The organism is Rhodanobacter sp. GW835-FHT13D09, assembly GCF_058793995.1.
Genome location: NZ_JBXAGL010000004.1, coordinates 155,617 through 171,619 on the forward strand (window position 1 = coordinate 155,617; position 16,003 = coordinate 171,619).

Sequence of the window (16,003 nt, forward strand, 5' to 3'; positions counted from 1 at the left end):
CCCACGGAGTCCGCCATGTTGGATGCCAACCTCAAGACCCAGTTGAAGGCCTATCTGGAAAAGGTCACGCAGCCGATCGAGATCGTTGCGTCCCTTGACGACAGTGCCAAGTCCGCCGAACTGAACGAGCTGCTCGAGCAGATCGCCTCGTTGTCCGACCGGATCAGCCTGGTGCGCCGCGACGACGACGCACGCAAGCCCTCGTTCGCAATCAACCGCGTCGGCAGCGACATCGGCGTGCGCTTCGCCGGCATTCCGCTGGGCCATGAATTCACCTCGCTCGTGCTCGCCCTGCTGCAGGTCGGCGGACATCCGTCCAAGGCCGCCGCGGACGTGATCGAGCAGGTACGCAATCTCGACGGCGATTACCAGTTCGAGACCTATTTCTCGCTGTCCTGCCAGAACTGCCCCGACGTGGTGCAGGCGCTGAACCTGATGAGCGTGCTCAATCCCAAGATCCGGCACGTGGCCATCGACGGCGCCCTGTACCAGGACGAGGTCGAGGCGCGCCAGGTGATGTCGGTACCCACCGTCTATCTCAACGGCGAACTGTTTGACCAGGGCCGCATGAGCCTGGAGCAGATCCTGGCCAAGCTCGACACCGGCGCCGGCACCCGCGAGGCCGAGAAGATCAAGGCCAGGGACGCGTTCGACGTGCTCGTCGTCGGCGGCGGCCCGGCCGGCGCGGCAGCGGCGATCTATGCCGCGCGCAAGGGCATCCGCACCGGCATGGCGGCCGAACGCTTCGGCGGCCAGGTGCTGGACACCATGGCGATCGAGAACTTCATCTCCGTGCCCTACACCGAGGGCCCGAAGCTGGGCGCGGCGCTGGAGCAGCACGTGCGCGACTACGACGTGGACGTGATGAACCTGCAGCGCGCCGAAAAGCTGGTACCGGCCAGCGAACCGGGCGGGCTGATCGGGATCGAATTGGCCAACGGCGCCACGCTGAAGTCGAAGACCGTGATCCTTTCCACCGGCGCGCGCTGGCGGCAGATGGGCGTGCCTGGCGAAGAGGAGTACCGCAACAAGGGCGTGGCCTACTGCCCGCATTGCGACGGCCCGCTGTTCAAGGGCAAGCGCGTGGCGGTGATCGGCGGCGGCAATTCCGGCGTGGAGGCGGCGATCGACCTGGCCGGCATCGTGGCCCACGTCACCCTGGTCGAATTCGACGGCAGGCTGCGTGCGGACGAAGTCCTGCAGCGCAAGCTGCGCAGCCTGTCCAACGTCGACGTCATCGTCAGCGCGCAGAGCACCGAGGTGCTCGGCGACGGGCAGAAGGTCACTGGTCTGGTCTACAAGGACCGTACCGACGGCGTGATGCACAGCGTCGCGCTGGACGGCATCTTCGTGCAGATCGGCCTGCTGCCGAACACCGAATGGCTGAAGGGCACGCTGGAACTCAGCCCGCGCGGCGAGATCGTGATCGACGCGCGCGGCCAGACCTCGCTGCCCGGCGTGTTCGCCGCCGGCGATGCCACCACCGTGCCGTACAAGCAGATCGTGATCGCGATGGGCGCCGGCTCCACCGCCGCGCTGAGCGCGTTCGACCACCTGATCCGCAGCCCGCTGGCCGCGGTGGAAAAGAAGGCGGTAGCGGCCTGACCGCAGCGTCGCACGGCGGGCACCGCCCGCCGCTCCTGATTCCCTGCCAACCGCTGCACGAAGCAGAACCCGGCGGGCATTGCCCGCCCTACGCAGCAGATCAGCTGCCCTGGTCGGGGCCACGCTCCAATGCACGGCGAATGTCGTCGAGCGCGCCCGGGTCGTCCAGCGTGGACAAATCGCCCGGGTCGCGTTGCTCCGCCAGCGCCTGCAGCGAACGGCGCAGCAGTTTGCCGGAGCGGGTCTTCGGCAGCGCGTTCACCACGTAGACGCGTGACGGTTTCGCCACGCCGCCGAGCTGGTCGACCACGCGCTGCTGCATCGCCTTCGCCACCGCATGGGCGCCGTCGCCGGCATCCTGCTTCAGCGTGGCGAACACGATCGGTACCTGCCCTTTCAGCTCGTCCTTCACACCGATCACCGCCGCCTCGGCCACCGCCGGGTGGCTGGCCACCGACTCCTCGATTTCGCGCGTGCCGAGGCGGTGCCCGGCCACGTTGATCACGTCGTCGGTGCGGCCGAGCACGAAGGTGTAGCCGTCCTCGTCGCGAACCGCCCAGTCCAGCGAGCTGTACAACAGCTCGCGGAAGTGGCTGAAGTAGCTGTGCACGTAGCGGTCGTCGTCGCGCCACACGGTGGTCAGGCAGCCCGGCGGCAGCGGCAGCTGGAACACCAGCACGCCCTTGCTGCCGGCGGCGACTTCCTTGCCGGTATTCTCGTCGATCACCTTCATCCGGTAGCCCGGCGCCGGCAGGCCGGGCGAGCCGAATTTCACCGTCTTCAGCTCCAGCCCCGGCATCAGGGTGATCGCCGGCCAGCCGGTCTCGGTCTGCCAGTAGTTGTCGATCACCGGCACGCCGAGCGCGTCGGTGATCCACTGCGCGGTCGGCTCGTCCAGCGGCTCGCCGGCGAGGAACAGCCACTTCAGCTTCGACAGGTCGTACTTCTTCAGCCAGCTCTCGTCCTGCTTCTTCAGCACGCGGATCGCGGTAGGCGAGGAGAACATGGTGCGCACCTTGTAGCGCTCGCACAGCTGCCACCAGATGCCCGCATCCGGTCGCGTGGGCAGGCCCTCGTACAGCAGCGAGGCGCCGCCGCCGATCAGCGGTCCGTAGACGTTGTAGGAATGTCCCACCGCCCAGCCCACGTCCGAGGTGGCGAACATCACCTGCCCCGGCGCGATGTCGAACACGGTGCGGATCGACAACGCCATCGCCACGGCGTAGCCGCCCACGTCGCGCTGCACGCCCTTCGGTTTGCCGGTGGTGCCGGAGGTGTACAGGAGGTAGCTGGGTTCGTTCGATTCCAGCCACGCCACCGGCACTTCGGCACCCTCGTGGCGCGCACGCAGCTCGGCGTAGTCGAGGTCGCGCCCGGCCACCCGGGTCATCTGCGGGTCCAGCTTGCGGTCGACGATCAGCACGTGCGGCGGCGGTGCGGAGGACTCGTTCAGCGCCGCGTCGACCAGCGGCTTGTACGGGATCACGTTGCCCGCGCGCATGCCGGCATCGGCGCAGACCAGCAGCTTCGGCTGCGCGTCGTCGATGCGCAGCGCCAGGTTGTGCGCGGCGAAGCCGCCGAATACCACCGAATGGATCGCGCCGATGCGCGCGCAGGCCAGCATCGCGAACACCGCCTCGGCGATGTTCGGCAGGTAGATCACCACGCGGTCGCCCTTGCCCACGTCCAGCGACTGCAGCACGGCGGCGAATACGTTCACCTCGCGATGCAGCTGGCGGTAGGTGAATTCGCGGGTGATATCGGTTTCGCTGGAGATCGCCACCAGCGCCAGTTGCTCCGCGCGTTCGGCCAGGTGCCGGTCGATCGCGTTGTAGCAGAGGTTGGTGGTGCCGCCGACGAACCAGCGCCGGAACGGCGGATTCGACTGGTCGAGGATCTGCCGCGGCGGCGTATCCCAGTGGATCAGCCGCGCCTGCTCGGCCCAGAACTGCTCCGGCTCGTCGATCGACTGCCGGTAGAAATCCTCGTAACGCATGGGCGGGCTCCGGGGCTTCGTTGCAGCAAGCCTAGAACACGCCGGCGGCCGCATCATCGCGACGATGGTCGTAGTCGTCGATGGCCGGGAGCAGCCCGGGGCAGAAAGCAGGAGGGCGGCCCATGGCCGCCCTCTTTCGTCTGCGAAGAACCTGCGTACTCGCTTACTTCGCGAACAGGTGCTCGACGCCGGCGCGCTCCTCGCGCAGCTCCTTGTGGGTGGTGTCCATGCGGGCACGCGAGAACGCGTTGATCTCCAGGCCCTGCACGATGGCGTACTTGCCGTTCTTCACGGTCACCGGGTAGCCGTAGATCACGCCCGGGGCGATGCCGTAGGAGCCGTCCGACGGAATGCCCATCGAGACCCAGTCGCCCTCTTCCGTGCCCAGCGCCCAGGTGCGCATGTGGTCGATCGCGGCCGACGCGGCCGACGCGGCCGAGGAAGCGCCGCGCGCCTTGATGATCGCCGCGCCACGCTGCTGCACGGTGGGGATGAAATCGCCCTCGTACCAGGCCTGGTCGACCAGCGACAGCGCCGGCTTGCCGTCGACGAGGGCGTGGTGCAGGTCCGGATACTGGGTGGAGCTGTGGTTGCCCCAGATCGTCATCTTCTTCACGTCGGTGTTGTGCTTGCCGGTCTTCTCGGCCAGCTGGCTCATGGCACGGTTGTGGTCGAGGCGGACCATCGCGGTGAAGCACTTCGGATCCAGGTCCGGAGCGTTCTGCTGGGCGATCAGCGCATTGGTGTTGGCCGGGTTGCCCACCACCAGCACCCTCACGTCGCGCTTGGCATGTGCGTTCAGCGCCTTGCCCTGCGGGCCGAAGATCGCGCCGTTCGCCTCCAGCAGGTCCTTGCGCTCCATGCCGGGGCCGCGCGGACGGGCGCCGACCAGCAGCGCGTAGTCGACGTCCTTGAACGCGACGTTGGCGTCATCGGTGGCGACCACGCCGGCCAGGGTCGGGAACGCGCAGTCGTTCAGTTCCATCACCACGCCCTGCAGCGACGGCAGCGCCGGGGTGATTTCCAGCAGCTGCAGGATCACCGGCTGGTCCGGACCCAGCATGTCGCCGGCGGCGATGCGGAACAACAGGGCATAACCGATCTGGCCAGCGGCACCAGTGACGGCAACTCGAACGGGGGCTTTCATCATTTGATCTCCGTAAAAAGGGAATCGGAAGGGGGATCGGGAGATCGGCATGGGGCGATTTCCCCATGCCCGGCTCCCGATCCATGTTTTCAGGTCAGTTCGGCAAAGAACTGCTGGATTCGTTGCAGGCCCGGCTGCAATTGTGCGGTCGGGCAGGTGTAGGAGATGCGCATCGCGCGCGGTTCGCCGAAAGCGGAGCCCGGCACGCAGGCGACGCCCTTGGCCTCCAGCAGCGCGGCGCAGAACTCCACGTCGTTGTTGATCTTCGTGCCATGGTGGCTTTTGCCGAACGCCACGGAAATGTCGGGGAACGCGTAGAACGCCCCCTGCGGCCGCGGGCAGGCCACGCCGGGAATCGCGCCCAGCGCGGCGACCACGAGGTCGCGTTTGCCGGCGAACTCGGCGCACTTTGCCCGTGGGACGTCCTGCGGGCCGCTGAACGCCGCCACCGCCGCCGCCGTGATCACCTCCGGCAGGCTGGTGATGTGGTTGGAATTGAGCGTGGTGACCGCCTTGGCCACCGCTTCGGGGCCAGCCATCAGGCCCACGCGCCAGCCTGGCATGCCGTAGGTCTTGGATACCGAATCGACGAAGATCACCCGCCCGCGCAGTTCGGGCCTGGCGAACACGAAGTTGTGGTAGCCGATGCCGTCGAACACCATCGAGTTGTAGATGTCGTCGGTGATCACCCAGGTGTCCGGGTGCTTAGCCAGCACGTCGGCCAGCGCCGCGATCTCCCCGGCGCTATAGACCATACCGGTGGGGTTGGACGGGTTGTTGAACAGGAACACCTTCGGCTTGCGCGCCAGCGCGGCGTCCAGTTGGGTCGGGGTGAGCTTGTAGTCCTGCTCCGGCCCGCAGTGCATGACGTTGGCCTTCGCACCCACGATGTCGGCGATGTCGCGGTAAGTGGTCCAGTACGGCGCGGCGAAGCAGATCTCGTCGCCCTCGTCCAGCAGTGCCTCGGCCAGGTTGTACAGCACCTGCTTGGCGCCGATGCCGATCGACAGGTTCATCCGCGTGTAGCCGGTGAAACCCAGCGCCTCGATATGCCCGAGGAACGCATCCAGCAGGGCCTCGGCACCGCGGTTGCTGCCGTACTGGCCGGAGTCGTGCGACAGCGACTCGCGCGCGGCGGCGTATACATGCTCGCCCGGCAGGAAATTCGGCACGCCGATGGAGAAGCTGATGATGTCGCGGCCGGCAGCCTTGAGCTGCTTCGCCTTCTCGGCAATCACCATGATCGCGCTGGGTTTGGCGCGGCCGACGCGCTGGGCGAGCTGGGGCATGGGTTCCTCGACGGCAGTGGGTGAGGTCTGCAAACCGGGGAATTTTAGCATGCGGCACTGCGGCATCCAGCGATCCGCAAAACCTTGCGGGATCAGGCGCCTATGGCGTAATCCGGGCAACTCCATGCATGATGCGGACGCCGCCGCACCATCGTGCACACGGTCGCTGGTGGAATTGGTCGAATCAACAACAACCCGGGAGGTAGATGTCCATGCTCCACTTGATATGGTCCATCATCGTCGGCTTCTTCGTCAGTCTGATCGGCAAGTTTCTCCTCGTCCACATCTTCCATGCCGACATCCACCTCGGCTTCTGGCTGACGGCCATCGTCGGCATCGTGGGTTCGGTCATCGGTGGCCTGATCGGCAGGATGATCAGCGCGCCGCCACCCGACTCCAAGTTCCATACCGCCGGCTTCCTGATGTCGATCGTGGGCGCCGTCATCCTGCTGCTGGTCGTGCACTTCGTGGTGCACTGAGCTTCGTCGGCAACCGGGGCGCAAGCGTCCACCCCGATTGACCGTGCAAAAAGAAAAACGGCGGGATAACTCCCGCCGTTTTTTCTTTAGTGAACCGCTCCGCTTTCAGGCCAGCCGCTTCAGGCCTTGCTGCCGAGCAGCTTGCCGGCGAGGCCTTCGAGCATGCCGAGGTCGAAACCACCGCCCTGCTGGCCGATAGCCGGAGCCTGGCCGTCCGGCGTCAGGTGATCGACCGCATGCGGCAGCACCTGCGACAAACCATTGAGCACCACACTGGGGTCGACGCCGAGTTTGCTGGCAGCTTCCTGCACCACCGAGCCCATGCCGCCGCTCTGCAGCGCCTGGCCGAGCTGCTCGCCAGAAACCGGCTGGTTGGCGCCGGTGCCGATCCACGACTGCACGGCATCGCCCAGCCCATGCTGCTGCAACATACTGGCCAAGCCCTGCACCCCACCCGCCTGCTGCAGCAACTGGCCGGCCACGCCGACCAGCGAACCCGTACCACCGGCCTGTTGCCCCTGTCCCCCGAGCAAGCTGTCGAGAAATGACATGGTCGTTCTCCTTCATCAAGTGAATGGGTGCGTAGCCAGCCGATCATAGGCACGCGAAACCGTATTTGTCATGACGTTCGCGCACAAAAAGAAACCGCCGGCTGGAACCGGCGGTTTCCTGCGCATCCGTGACGAAAACTCAGCCGCGCCGGTCGAGCACCGCGTTCCATTCCGCCACGCGATCGGCCTGCGCCGCCAGCAACGCGTCGACGTCGCCCTCGACGGTGACCTTCTCGATCGTGTCGTCCTGCCGGATCGCGTTGACCACGTCCATGTCGGCCGCGCCGACCACCTCGCCGAACACGCTGTGCTTGCCGTCCAGCCACGGCGTCGGACCGTGGGTGATGAAGAACTGGCTGCCATTGGTCCGCGGGCCGGCATTCGCCATCGACAGCACACCCGGCTTGTCATGGCGCAGCGACGGGTTGAACTCATCCTCGAACTTGTAGCCCGGGCCGCCGCGGCCGCTGCCCTCGGGGCAACCGCCCTGGATCATGAAGTCGGCGATCACGCGGTGGAACGACAGGCCATCGTAATAGCCGCGACGGGCCAGGTTGACGAAGCTGGCCACCGTGACCGGCGCCTTGTCTTCATGCAGGCGCAGGTGGATCGGGCCGCGGTTGGTGGTGAAGGTGACGTTGATGGTCATCGCAAATCCTTGGGTTTGAAAGCTGCTCCGCGCCGGGGCGCCGGCACGGGGTTGGTCAAGGATAACCCAGCGCCCTCTACAGACCCAGCATGCCTCGCGCCAGCGGCCCGGCACCCCGCGGCCGCGCTGCCGGCGCCGGCGCGTCGAGCGGCCACGCCGCATCTTCGTACAGGTGCGCCCACAACCGGTCCAGCGCGGCATAGCCATACGGCAGCAGCGGCACGTAGTGCTCACCGAAACCGGGCAGCACCAGGAACGCATCGAAGTGCTGCGCGTGCGGCACCTTCCAGTAGATCGGGTGGCGCCCCTCGTCGCGCAGCCACGCCACGTACGGTTCGGAGCTGAATGTGGTGGGCAGCAGGCCGTCGCCGGCGCCGTGCAGCACCCACAGCGGCAGGTCGCGGCGCGGCAGCCTCGCCGCAGTGGCCGCGACGGCGGCGTGCAGCATCTGCGATTCGTGGTCGTCGCCGGTCCACAGCGCGCGCAGGCACTCGCTGCCGACGAGGGCGGGATCGGCCGAGACGTTCATGCCGCCGAACAGGCCGATGCCATTGCCCGGCGGAATGCCGGAGCCATCCGCCCACCAGCTGGCCCGCGTCACCGGATCGGCCACGCCGGGCAGCCCGCCCGCACCGATCGCCGCGTAATGAAAGCCGCACGGCATGTCCGTGGCACCACGGCGCAGGTAGGCGGAGGCGTAACCCGCGGCGATCACCCGCCACAGGTCGAAGGCGGTCGTGCTGGCCGCCGTCTGCATCGCCTCGTCGGTCCAGCCGCGCGCGTGCAGGTATTGCCGCGCCTGCTCCGCCTGCACGGCCAAGGTGTTGCCGCCGAGCTTGCCCTGCACGCGCAGGCTGGCGCAGCGGATCGGCCAGGCCGACAACGGCACGCCGCGCGGTCCGCGCGCCAGCGGCACCGGCGCAAAAGGCGCTGCGCTCAACGCACACGGCAACCAGATCGCCGCCTCGGTGGCGTAGTCGTACAGTGCACGGCCGCGGTCCTTCACGTGCACGTTAGGTTCCAGCGCCACCACGCCGGCGAAGAAGTGTTCCTGGTCCAGTCCCGCCGCCTGCAGCACGGCGCCGCCGCCATTGGAGATGCCGACGGCGATGATCTTCGTGTTCTGCGGCGTGAACGGCGCTTCGCCGGGAAACGCGCGGTCGAGCATGGCCAGCCCGAACTGCGCCGCCTGGATCACGTGGCGGCCCCAGTCCCCCTCGGGGTTGTCGCCCGAATGCGCATGCTTGACCGCGATACCCGCAGCGGGCGACGCCGGCGGCGGCTGGAATTCCAGCTCCGCCTCGCCGCGTTTCGCGCGACGGCCGTCCAGCGCCACGCCGCTGTCGTCGGCGTAATCGAAGTAACCCGCCCCGGTGCCCTTGTCGGTGTATGCCACCGCGCAGCCGTGCGGCAGGCCCCAGGCGCCTGCCAGCGCAATCGCGCCATAGATGCCGCGCGAACCGGACGAGGCGGTCACCACCAGGCAGCGTTTCTGCCGATCGAAGTGGTCCGGCAGCTGCAGCAGCACGCGATGCGGCGAACGGGCGCCGGGGATGCGCGCGAACGCCTGGTATTCGCGCCCCGGCACGTCCGGCACGGCGCCGTAGACCGTGCCGTAACCACCCAGTGGGCCGAGGTCGGCGATGCCTTTCCAGCTGGCCTGGATCGCGCGCCGGCGCAGTTCCTCCGCGGTGGGAGCCAGCGGATTGGCGAACGGCGACGGCAGGCCCGCCAGTCCCGCCAGGCCCAGCCCCGCGCTCAGCAGATCGTCGGGGCCACGATGCTCGGTGACCCGCACGTTGCCGTAATCGACCTCACGCATGGCGGATTCCCTCCTCGTTCCGTGGCCGGCACACCCCGCCAGCATGACCGATACGAGGGCGAACAAGAACAGCAGCGGAGAAATGCGGGAAAAGTTCTTCATCCAGTCACCCTAGCAAGCGCATCGGCGACCGCCATCGTACGAAAGTCCATGCGCCGAACTCGACGCGGCCGCCGCGGCCCGTTAACTTCGGGGGATGACCGCCCTGCTGATCGCCGACGACCATCCGCTGTTCCGCGCCGCGCTGCGCCTGGCCGCCGGCGAGAGCCTGCCCGGCTGCCGTGTGCAGGAAGCCGCCGACCTGTCCGGCGTGCTCGAGGCGCTGGCCGCCGAACCGGATACCGACCTGGTCCTGCTCGACCTGCACATGCCCGGCAGCCGCGGCCTGTCCGGGCTCGCCGCGTTGCGCGGGCAGCATCCCGGCGTGGCCGTGCTGGTGGTGTCCGCCCACGACGACCCGCGCATCGTGCGCCGCGTACTCGACCATGGCGCCGCCGGCTTCATTCCCAAGAGTGCCGGCCCCGCCGAAATCGGCAGCGCGATCAGGAGCGTGCTCGACTGCGGCAGCTGGCTGCCGCCCGGCCTCGCCGACGCCGTCGCCGCGTTGCCGGCCGACCCCGTCGACACCGATCTCGCCCGCCGCCTCGCCCGCCTCACCGAACAACAGTCGCGCGTGCTGGCACTGCTCGCCGAAGGCCTGCTCAACAAGCAGATCGCCGACCGCCTGGGTATCCAGGAACGCACGGTCAAGGCGCACGTCACCGCCATCTTCGAGAAACTGAAGGTGCGCAACCGGACCCAGGCCGGGATGGCGCTGCGCTCGCTGGACCTGGAAACCCCAACGCGGGAAGCCTGAGCGCGGCGCGGTGCCGATCGCCGTGCATCGCGCCACGCATCCGCCGCCCGCCCGCTACATCCGGGGCAGGCTCGCGCCGGCGCCCGTGCCGCCGGCGCAACGCTGCGCAAGCACGGAGCCGAACGTCACCACCACGGTATCGCCCACCAGGCGCAGGGTGTAGGCGCGGGTGCGGCGAGCCACCGGCGCCGCGCAGGCCTCCGCCAGGATGGCGGTCACCCGCTGCGTCGCCACGGAGTCGGTCCGGAAGCGCATGTCCACCAGCTCGGGGACGTAGTAGTTGAGGAAATTGTGGCTGGCGAACATGTCGTCCACGGAAAGATAGATCGGCACCAGCGCGCGGACCAGCGGGAACTGCTCCACGACGTGCGCCGCGGGGGGCGCGTATCCCGCCGTGCCGTCGAGCAGGTAGCCGCGCAGCGGCCCGGCGGCTCCCAGCTCGGCAAGGTCGTCGGCCAGTCGCGCGGCAATCCGCTCCTCGTAGTTTTTCTGCTCGCCCATGGCATTGCCGTAGACGCTGGCGATGGCGCACATGCCGAGGGCGAGCATGCCGGCGACGGCCACCACCCACCGCGCCGAGCGACGCCATTGCCGCAGGGCCGCCTGCATGACGATCAATGCCGCCGCCAGCAGGGCGCCCACGCCCACCAGCACGCGCGGCTCGATCTCCGGCTTGAGCAGCACCAGCATGGGCCCCGCCACGCAGAGCAGCGCCGCCAGCGGCAGCGCGAAGCTGGCCGCGAACAGCATCGCGCCGACCCAGGCCGGATGCGCGTGGCGAACCCGCCGCGCATAACGCAGACCGATCGCGACGGGAAACAGCGCCAGCAACACCAGGACCGGGGCGAGATACATCCACCAGTGGCGGTTGAAGCTGCTGCCGATGAACCCGTAGAAATCGATGATGTTGTCCTTGATCAGCGGCAGGTCGTGCAAGCCGTGGATCGGCTCGGCCTTCTGCTTCACCCAGCCGTGGATGTGGATACCGACGAGCACCTGATAGACCAGCATGGCGAGGCCGACCTGCCCTGCCCGTGCCAGGAGCCGCCTGGTCCAGCGCCGCAATGCCTCCCCGTGCAACTGGGCGAGCACCACCTCCAGCAGCACGAAGATCAGATAGGCATTGATGGCGGCCTGGTAGAAGCAGAGGCTGGCGAAAATCGCCAGCACGCCCCACCACCATCCGCTGCGGCTGTCCCTCAGCGCGATGAGCGGCAGCAGGGCGAGCAGCATCGCCATGCTCATGCTCAGGGCATCGAACTTGTAGGAAAGATTCTCCAGGTAAAACGGCTGTGCACCCAGCGGAAACGCCACCAGGGCGGCCACCCACGGCGAACGGATGGCGTAGCGGCGCGCGATCATCACGCCAGCCCACGCGAGCACCACGACGGCGCCGATCTGGATCAGCGGGGAGAGGTCGACCAGCGCCGAGTCGTAGCACTGCAGCAGTTTCATCAGCAGGGTCGTCAGCGGCCTGCCATTGGAATCCCAGCCGGTATGGCCGATCAGCGCGCGCTTCAGGTCGTCCATGTAATAACGGTTCGCGCGCAGGATCGGGTAAAGGACCAGGACGTACAGCGCGAGCAGGATGACGAAGACGCCGCGGCCGGCGCGCCGTGAAGCGGCGGCGCCAGCGCCGGGCATGTCCTGCGGCATCGGCTGGCTCATGGTGCAGGGCTCGCTGCTGCGGCGCCCACGGCACCGCATGCGTCTCGGGGAGTATCAGCCCACGTCGTCAGCCATGTCTGCCGCATCGGAAATTCCACCGGAAAATGGGCGCCGCCGCTTGGATCGCCCTGCCGGAATGATGAGGGATCGACACGGGCGACCGGAAGTGCCCAGGGTCGCCGCCATGCCGGTCAGGCCCGCGCCGCGCCCGCGATCACCCGCTGCAGCACCTGCCGCAACGCCAGCGGTTTCAGCGGTTTGTACAGCACCCCCACCCCGGCTTCGAGCAGGCGCTGGCGCAATTCGCCGTCGCGGTCGGCGGTGAGCATCACGGTGGGCACGTCAGCGTAGCGGGCGCGCAACAGATGCCACACGTCCAGCCCGGTCTGCCCGCCGTCGAGATGGAAATCGAGGATGTGCAGGTCGGGCTGCCACGGTGCGGCCAGCGCCTGCTCGGCGTTGCGGGCGACGTGGACGTGCCAGCCCCAGCCGGCGAGCAGGCTGCCAAGCGCGGCCAGCGCCGCCGGTTCGTTGTCCAGCAGCAAGGCGCGGCCGGCAGGCAGCGGCTGTGGCGCATGCGCGGGCGGCGCGGATCGCGCCACGGCCTGCGTCACCGGTGTGTCGACATGGAACACGCTGCCGCGGCCGGGCCAGGAACGCAGCCCGAGCGGATGGCCGAGCAGGTCGGCCATCCGCTGGGCGATCGACAGTCCCAGTCCCAGGCCCTGCCCGCCAGCGGCGCTGCCACGACGGAACTCCTGGAAGATCAGCCGCTGCTCTTCCGGCGCGATGCCGGGGCCGGTGTCCCACACCTCGATGCGCAGCTGCACACCGCGCCGACGCGCGCCGAGCAGCACGCGGCCACGTTCGCCATAGCGCAGCGCGTTGGACAGGAAATTCTGCAGCACCCGGCGCAGCAGTTGCGGATCGGAGCGCACCCAGGCGCGCGTGCCGACCACGTCCAGCCGCACGCCGCGGTCGATCGCGATGGCACGGAACTCGGCGGCCAGCGGATCCAGCACCTCGGCCAGCGCGAACGCGCGCGGCTGCGGATGCAGGCGGCCACCCTCGAGCCGGGCCACGTCGAGCAACCCGGTGAGCAGGCCTTCGGTGGCAGCGAGCGCGCCGTTGAGATGCCGCACGCTGGCCCCGCCGGTGCCGCTTTCGGTGAACGAGTGGGCGAACAGCTGCGCCGCGTGCAGCGGCTGCATCAGGTCGTGGCTGACCGCGGCGAGAAAGCGGCTCTTCGCTTCGTTCGCCGCCTGCGCCTCGGCCGAGGCCGCGGCCAGTTCGCGGGTGCGTTTCTCCACCCGCAGTTCCAGCGTCTCGTTGACGCGCTTCAGCGCGGCCTCGGTCTGGCGGAACGCGGTGACGTCGGTGAAGGTGGCGACAAAGCCGCCGCCGGGCATCGGATTGCCGCGGATCTCGACGATGGTGCCGTCGGGAAAGCGACGCTCGGACAGATGCCGGGTGCCCTCGCGCATGTGCGCCAGCCGGCGCTGCACGCGCTGCTCCACCTCGCCCGGGCCGAGCATGCCGGTATCGATGTTGTGGCGGGTCAGCTCGGCCACCGGCCGGCCCACCTGCAACATCTCCGGCGGATAGTCGAACAGTCGCGCGTACGGCGTGTTCCAGGCCACCAGGCGCAGCTCGGCGTCGACCACGCAGATGCCCTGGCTCATGTTTTCCAGCGCCGCCTCCAGCACGCGCTGGTTGAAGCGCAGGTCCTGCGCCGCCTCGCCCACGATGGCGACCACCGTATCGAGGTCGTCGCGGCCCTGCCGATGCACCACCTCCAGCAACAGGCGCGCGGAGGCGGCGCCGATCACCGCGGCCAGTTCGTGCTCGACCTCGGCGACCCGCGCGCTGCCGGCCGGCCCCGCCGCGGGCGTGCTGGCGAACAGGTACTCGACCCGTTCCGGCGGCAGGAAGCGCGCCGCCAGCGCGCGCAGTTCGACCAGACCGACATCGCCCACGCTGACCGTGCGCGCCACCCTGCCATAGCGCGAGCCGGCCATCACCAGCATCACCGCGACGTTGACCAGCAGGCTCACCGCCACGGCCCGACCGAGCCGGTTCCAGTTGCCCAGCCCGAGCAGGCCGTCCGGCGCCAGCCAGTGCAGGCCGAACGGGCCGTTGTGCAGCCACGCCGGCATGGACGACAGCAATGCCGGCAGCACCGCATACATCCACACCAGGGTGCCGGCGGCCAGCCCGGCCATGACCGCGCGCGAGCCCAGTTGCGGCCGGTACACCGCGGCCAGCAGCGCCGGGGTCAGCCCGGCCAGCGCGGAGAACGAAATCGCGCCGATGTCGGCCAGCGCCTCATTGCCCGCCAGCAGCCGGCTGTAGGCCCAGGCCAGCAGGATCACCACCAGGATCGCCACGCGCCGGTAGTTCAGCAGTTCGCCGCGCAGATCGCCGTGCTCGTCGCGACCCCAGCCCGCCCGCACCCGCAGCGGTGCGATGAAGTGGTTGACCACCATCAGGCTCAGGGTCAGCGTGGCGATCACCACCATGCTGGTGGCGGCGCTCAGGCCACCGAGGAAAGCGACCAGCGCCAACCCGTGTTCGCCGCGCGCCAGCGGCAGCGCCAGCACGTACATGTCCGACGACACCCCGCTCGCGCCCAGCCACGCGTCGCCCAGCCGCGCCAACGGCAGGATCGGCAGCGAGATCAGCAGCAGGTACAGCGGGAACAGCCAGCGCGCGGTGCGCAGCTGGCCATCCTCGCGGCATTCCACGATGCCGGCGTAGAACTGGTGCGGCATGGTGAACATCGCCAGCGCGCCGAGCAGGATCAGCGCCGGGAAGCCGCTGCTGTCCGGCGGCACCGGCACGTTCGCCGGCAGATCCGCCGGCAACGCGGCGAACAGCAGCGTGCCCAGCGCCAGCATCGCGCCCAGCTTGAACAGCGATTCGAACGCCATCGCCAGCACCAGCCCGCGGTTGTGCGCCATGGTCGAGGCGCGTCGGGTGCCGAACAGCATCGCGAACAGCGCCATCAGCAATGCCACGTACAGCGCGCTGTCCTGCCACGGGCTGGACTCGGCCAGCTGGCCGTGGCTGAGGATGCCGTAACTCATCGCCACCGCCTTCAGCTGCAGCGCGATGTACGGCACGATGCCGATCACCACCACCACCGTGACCAGCGCCGCCAGTCCCGGGTGCCGCCCCAGCCGCACCGCGATCAGGTCGGCCAGCGAACCGGCGTTGTACTCGCGCACCAGTTGCACCATCCGGCGCAGGAAACCCAGCGCGAACAGGTACATCAGGATCGCCCCGACGAAGGTCGGCGGCAGCCACCAGCCCGAGCGGCTGGCCTGGGTCACGGTGCCGTAGAACGTCCACGAGGTGCAGTGGATCGCCAGCGACAGCGCGTACACGATCGCCCAGCGCTTCTCGAAAATGTGGGGGCGGCGTTCGCCGAGCAGGGCCACGCCGAACAGCAGGCCGAGCCAGCACAGCGCGGCGACGGCGATGATGCTGGCGCTCAGCATGGTGTTTGCGCTTGCGCGAGTGGCTTTAGCCGCAACGCTTCGATCACGCCCAGCTGGTTCAGAGCGAAGAGCTTTCGACCTCCTGCGGAGGCCGAGTTACTTCTCTTTTGCTTGTCCAAAAGAGAAGTAACCAAGAGAAAACGACACCCCGCTTGGCGCTTGCCGCCCATCCATGGGCGGCAAGTCCGTGAGCCGGGGCCGGGCTTTTCGAGCGGGCTCCTGCCCGCGCGAAAAGGAGCCGACATCCCTGTCGGCTCCCGCTGCGCGGCCTGTCGACCCCGACTCACCGCCGCACAGGGGCCCCGGGTAGAGCAGCGGGCCATCCTGGCCCGCACTCGGTGGAAAGACGAAAGGCCGAAGCAACAACAAGGCGTCGCCCTGCTTCTGCTCTGCTCTTGACCTGGCTCTTCCGAAAAGTGCGCGCAGGATGCGCGCCGCTCT

Annotated in this window: 11 protein-coding genes; 3 read left to right on the forward strand and 8 right to left on the reverse strand. The window is 68.6% G+C overall.

Annotated elements, in window-relative coordinates:
* Window positions 1-15: 15 nt before the first annotated feature.
* Window positions 16-1,605, forward strand: a complete 1,590-nt coding sequence (gene ahpF, locus AC1Q5A_RS07985) for an alkyl hydroperoxide reductase subunit F (protein ID WP_492699968.1) — start codon at window positions 16-18, stop codon at window positions 1,603-1,605.
* A 100-nt stretch (window positions 1,606-1,705) separates the two neighbouring features.
* Here the strand turns inward: ahpF and prpE are convergent, their stop codons facing one another.
* From prpE to AC1Q5A_RS08000, 3 genes are all read right to left on the reverse strand, one after another.
* Window positions 1,706-3,601: a propionate--CoA ligase gene (gene prpE, locus AC1Q5A_RS07990; RefSeq protein WP_492699970.1), complete on the reverse strand. Its 1,896-nt coding sequence runs from the start codon at window positions 3,599-3,601 to the stop codon at window positions 1,706-1,708.
* A 163-nt stretch (window positions 3,602-3,764) separates the two neighbouring features.
* A complete protein-coding gene (locus AC1Q5A_RS07995; protein WP_492699972.1) occupies window positions 3,765-4,748 on the reverse strand; it encodes a malate dehydrogenase in 984 nt (327 codons plus the stop codon).
* A gap of 89 nt (window positions 4,749-4,837) precedes the next feature.
* Window positions 4,838-6,037: a pyridoxal phosphate-dependent aminotransferase gene (locus AC1Q5A_RS08000; RefSeq protein WP_492699974.1), complete on the reverse strand. Its 1,200-nt coding sequence runs from the start codon at window positions 6,035-6,037 to the stop codon at window positions 4,838-4,840.
* 212 nt (window positions 6,038-6,249) lie between these two features.
* On the opposite strand from AC1Q5A_RS08000, the gene AC1Q5A_RS08005 reads away from it, so the two are divergent.
* A complete protein-coding gene (locus tag AC1Q5A_RS08005) occupies window positions 6,250-6,516 on the forward strand; it encodes a GlsB/YeaQ/YmgE family stress response membrane protein (RefSeq protein WP_492699976.1) in 267 nt (88 codons plus the stop codon).
* A gap of 119 nt (window positions 6,517-6,635) precedes the next feature.
* Here the strand turns inward: AC1Q5A_RS08005 and AC1Q5A_RS08010 are convergent, their stop codons facing one another.
* From AC1Q5A_RS08010 to AC1Q5A_RS08020, 3 genes are all read right to left on the reverse strand, one after another.
* Complete coding sequence (locus AC1Q5A_RS08010; protein ID WP_492699978.1) at window positions 6,636-7,067, reverse strand: YidB family protein; 432 nt, start codon at window positions 7,065-7,067, stop codon at window positions 6,636-6,638.
* A gap of 139 nt (window positions 7,068-7,206) precedes the next feature.
* Entirely contained in the window at window positions 7,207-7,716 is a 510-nt protein-coding gene (locus AC1Q5A_RS08015) for a peptidylprolyl isomerase (protein WP_492699980.1), read from the reverse strand.
* A gap of 76 nt (window positions 7,717-7,792) precedes the next feature.
* Window positions 7,793-9,583 carry a 3-hydroxybutyrate oligomer hydrolase family protein gene (locus AC1Q5A_RS08020; RefSeq protein WP_492700188.1) on the reverse strand — a complete coding sequence of 597 codons (1,791 nt, stop codon included), beginning with the start codon at window positions 9,581-9,583 and terminating at the stop codon, window positions 7,793-7,795.
* A gap of 151 nt (window positions 9,584-9,734) precedes the next feature.
* Between AC1Q5A_RS08020 and AC1Q5A_RS08025 the strand changes: the two genes are divergently transcribed.
* The gene (locus AC1Q5A_RS08025; RefSeq protein ID WP_492699982.1) at window positions 9,735-10,394 is read left to right on the forward strand and encodes a response regulator transcription factor; all 660 of its coding nucleotides are present in this window, start codon (window positions 9,735-9,737) and stop codon (window positions 10,392-10,394) included.
* A gap of 54 nt (window positions 10,395-10,448) precedes the next feature.
* On the opposite strand, the gene AC1Q5A_RS08030 is transcribed toward AC1Q5A_RS08025, so the two are convergent.
* Both AC1Q5A_RS08030 and AC1Q5A_RS08035 read right to left on the reverse strand, forming a co-directional pair.
* Window positions 10,449-12,062, reverse strand: a complete 1,614-nt coding sequence (locus AC1Q5A_RS08030; RefSeq protein ID WP_492699984.1) for a glucosyltransferase domain-containing protein — start codon at window positions 12,060-12,062, stop codon at window positions 10,449-10,451.
* Between the two features lie 191 nt (window positions 12,063-12,253).
* Window positions 12,254-15,562, reverse strand: coding sequence for a PAS-domain containing protein (locus AC1Q5A_RS08035; protein WP_492699986.1), 3,309 nt, complete (start codon window positions 15,560-15,562; stop codon window positions 12,254-12,256).
* Between the last annotated feature and the right edge of the window lie 441 nt (window positions 15,563-16,003).

Coding starts and splice junctions, on each gene's coding strand:
- ahpF (WP_492699968.1), top strand. CDS start 16: ATGTTGGATGCCAACCTCAAGACCCAGTTGAAGGCCTATCTGGAAAAG.
- prpE (WP_492699970.1), bottom strand. CDS start 3,601: ATGCGTTACGAGGATTTCTACCGGCAGTCGATCGACGAGCCGGAGCAG.
- AC1Q5A_RS07995 (WP_492699972.1), bottom strand. CDS start 4,748: ATGAAAGCCCCCGTTCGAGTTGCCGTCACTGGTGCCGCTGGCCAGATC.
- AC1Q5A_RS08000 (WP_492699974.1), bottom strand. CDS start 6,037: ATGCCCCAGCTCGCCCAGCGCGTCGGCCGCGCCAAACCCAGCGCGATC.
- AC1Q5A_RS08005 (WP_492699976.1), top strand. CDS start 6,250: ATGCTCCACTTGATATGGTCCATCATCGTCGGCTTCTTCGTCAGTCTG.
- AC1Q5A_RS08010 (WP_492699978.1), bottom strand. CDS start 7,067: ATGTCATTTCTCGACAGCTTGCTCGGGGGACAGGGGCAACAGGCCGGT.
- AC1Q5A_RS08015 (WP_492699980.1), bottom strand. CDS start 7,716: ATGACCATCAACGTCACCTTCACCACCAACCGCGGCCCGATCCACCTG.
- AC1Q5A_RS08020 (WP_492700188.1), bottom strand. CDS start 9,583: ATGCTGGCGGGGTGTGCCGGCCACGGAACGAGGAGGGAATCCGCCATG.
- AC1Q5A_RS08025 (WP_492699982.1), top strand. CDS start 9,735: ATGACCGCCCTGCTGATCGCCGACGACCATCCGCTGTTCCGCGCCGCG.
- AC1Q5A_RS08030 (WP_492699984.1), bottom strand. CDS start 12,062: ATGAGCCAGCCGATGCCGCAGGACATGCCCGGCGCTGGCGCCGCCGCT.
- AC1Q5A_RS08035 (WP_492699986.1), bottom strand. CDS start 15,562: ATGCTGAGCGCCAGCATCATCGCCGTCGCCGCGCTGTGCTGGCTCGGC.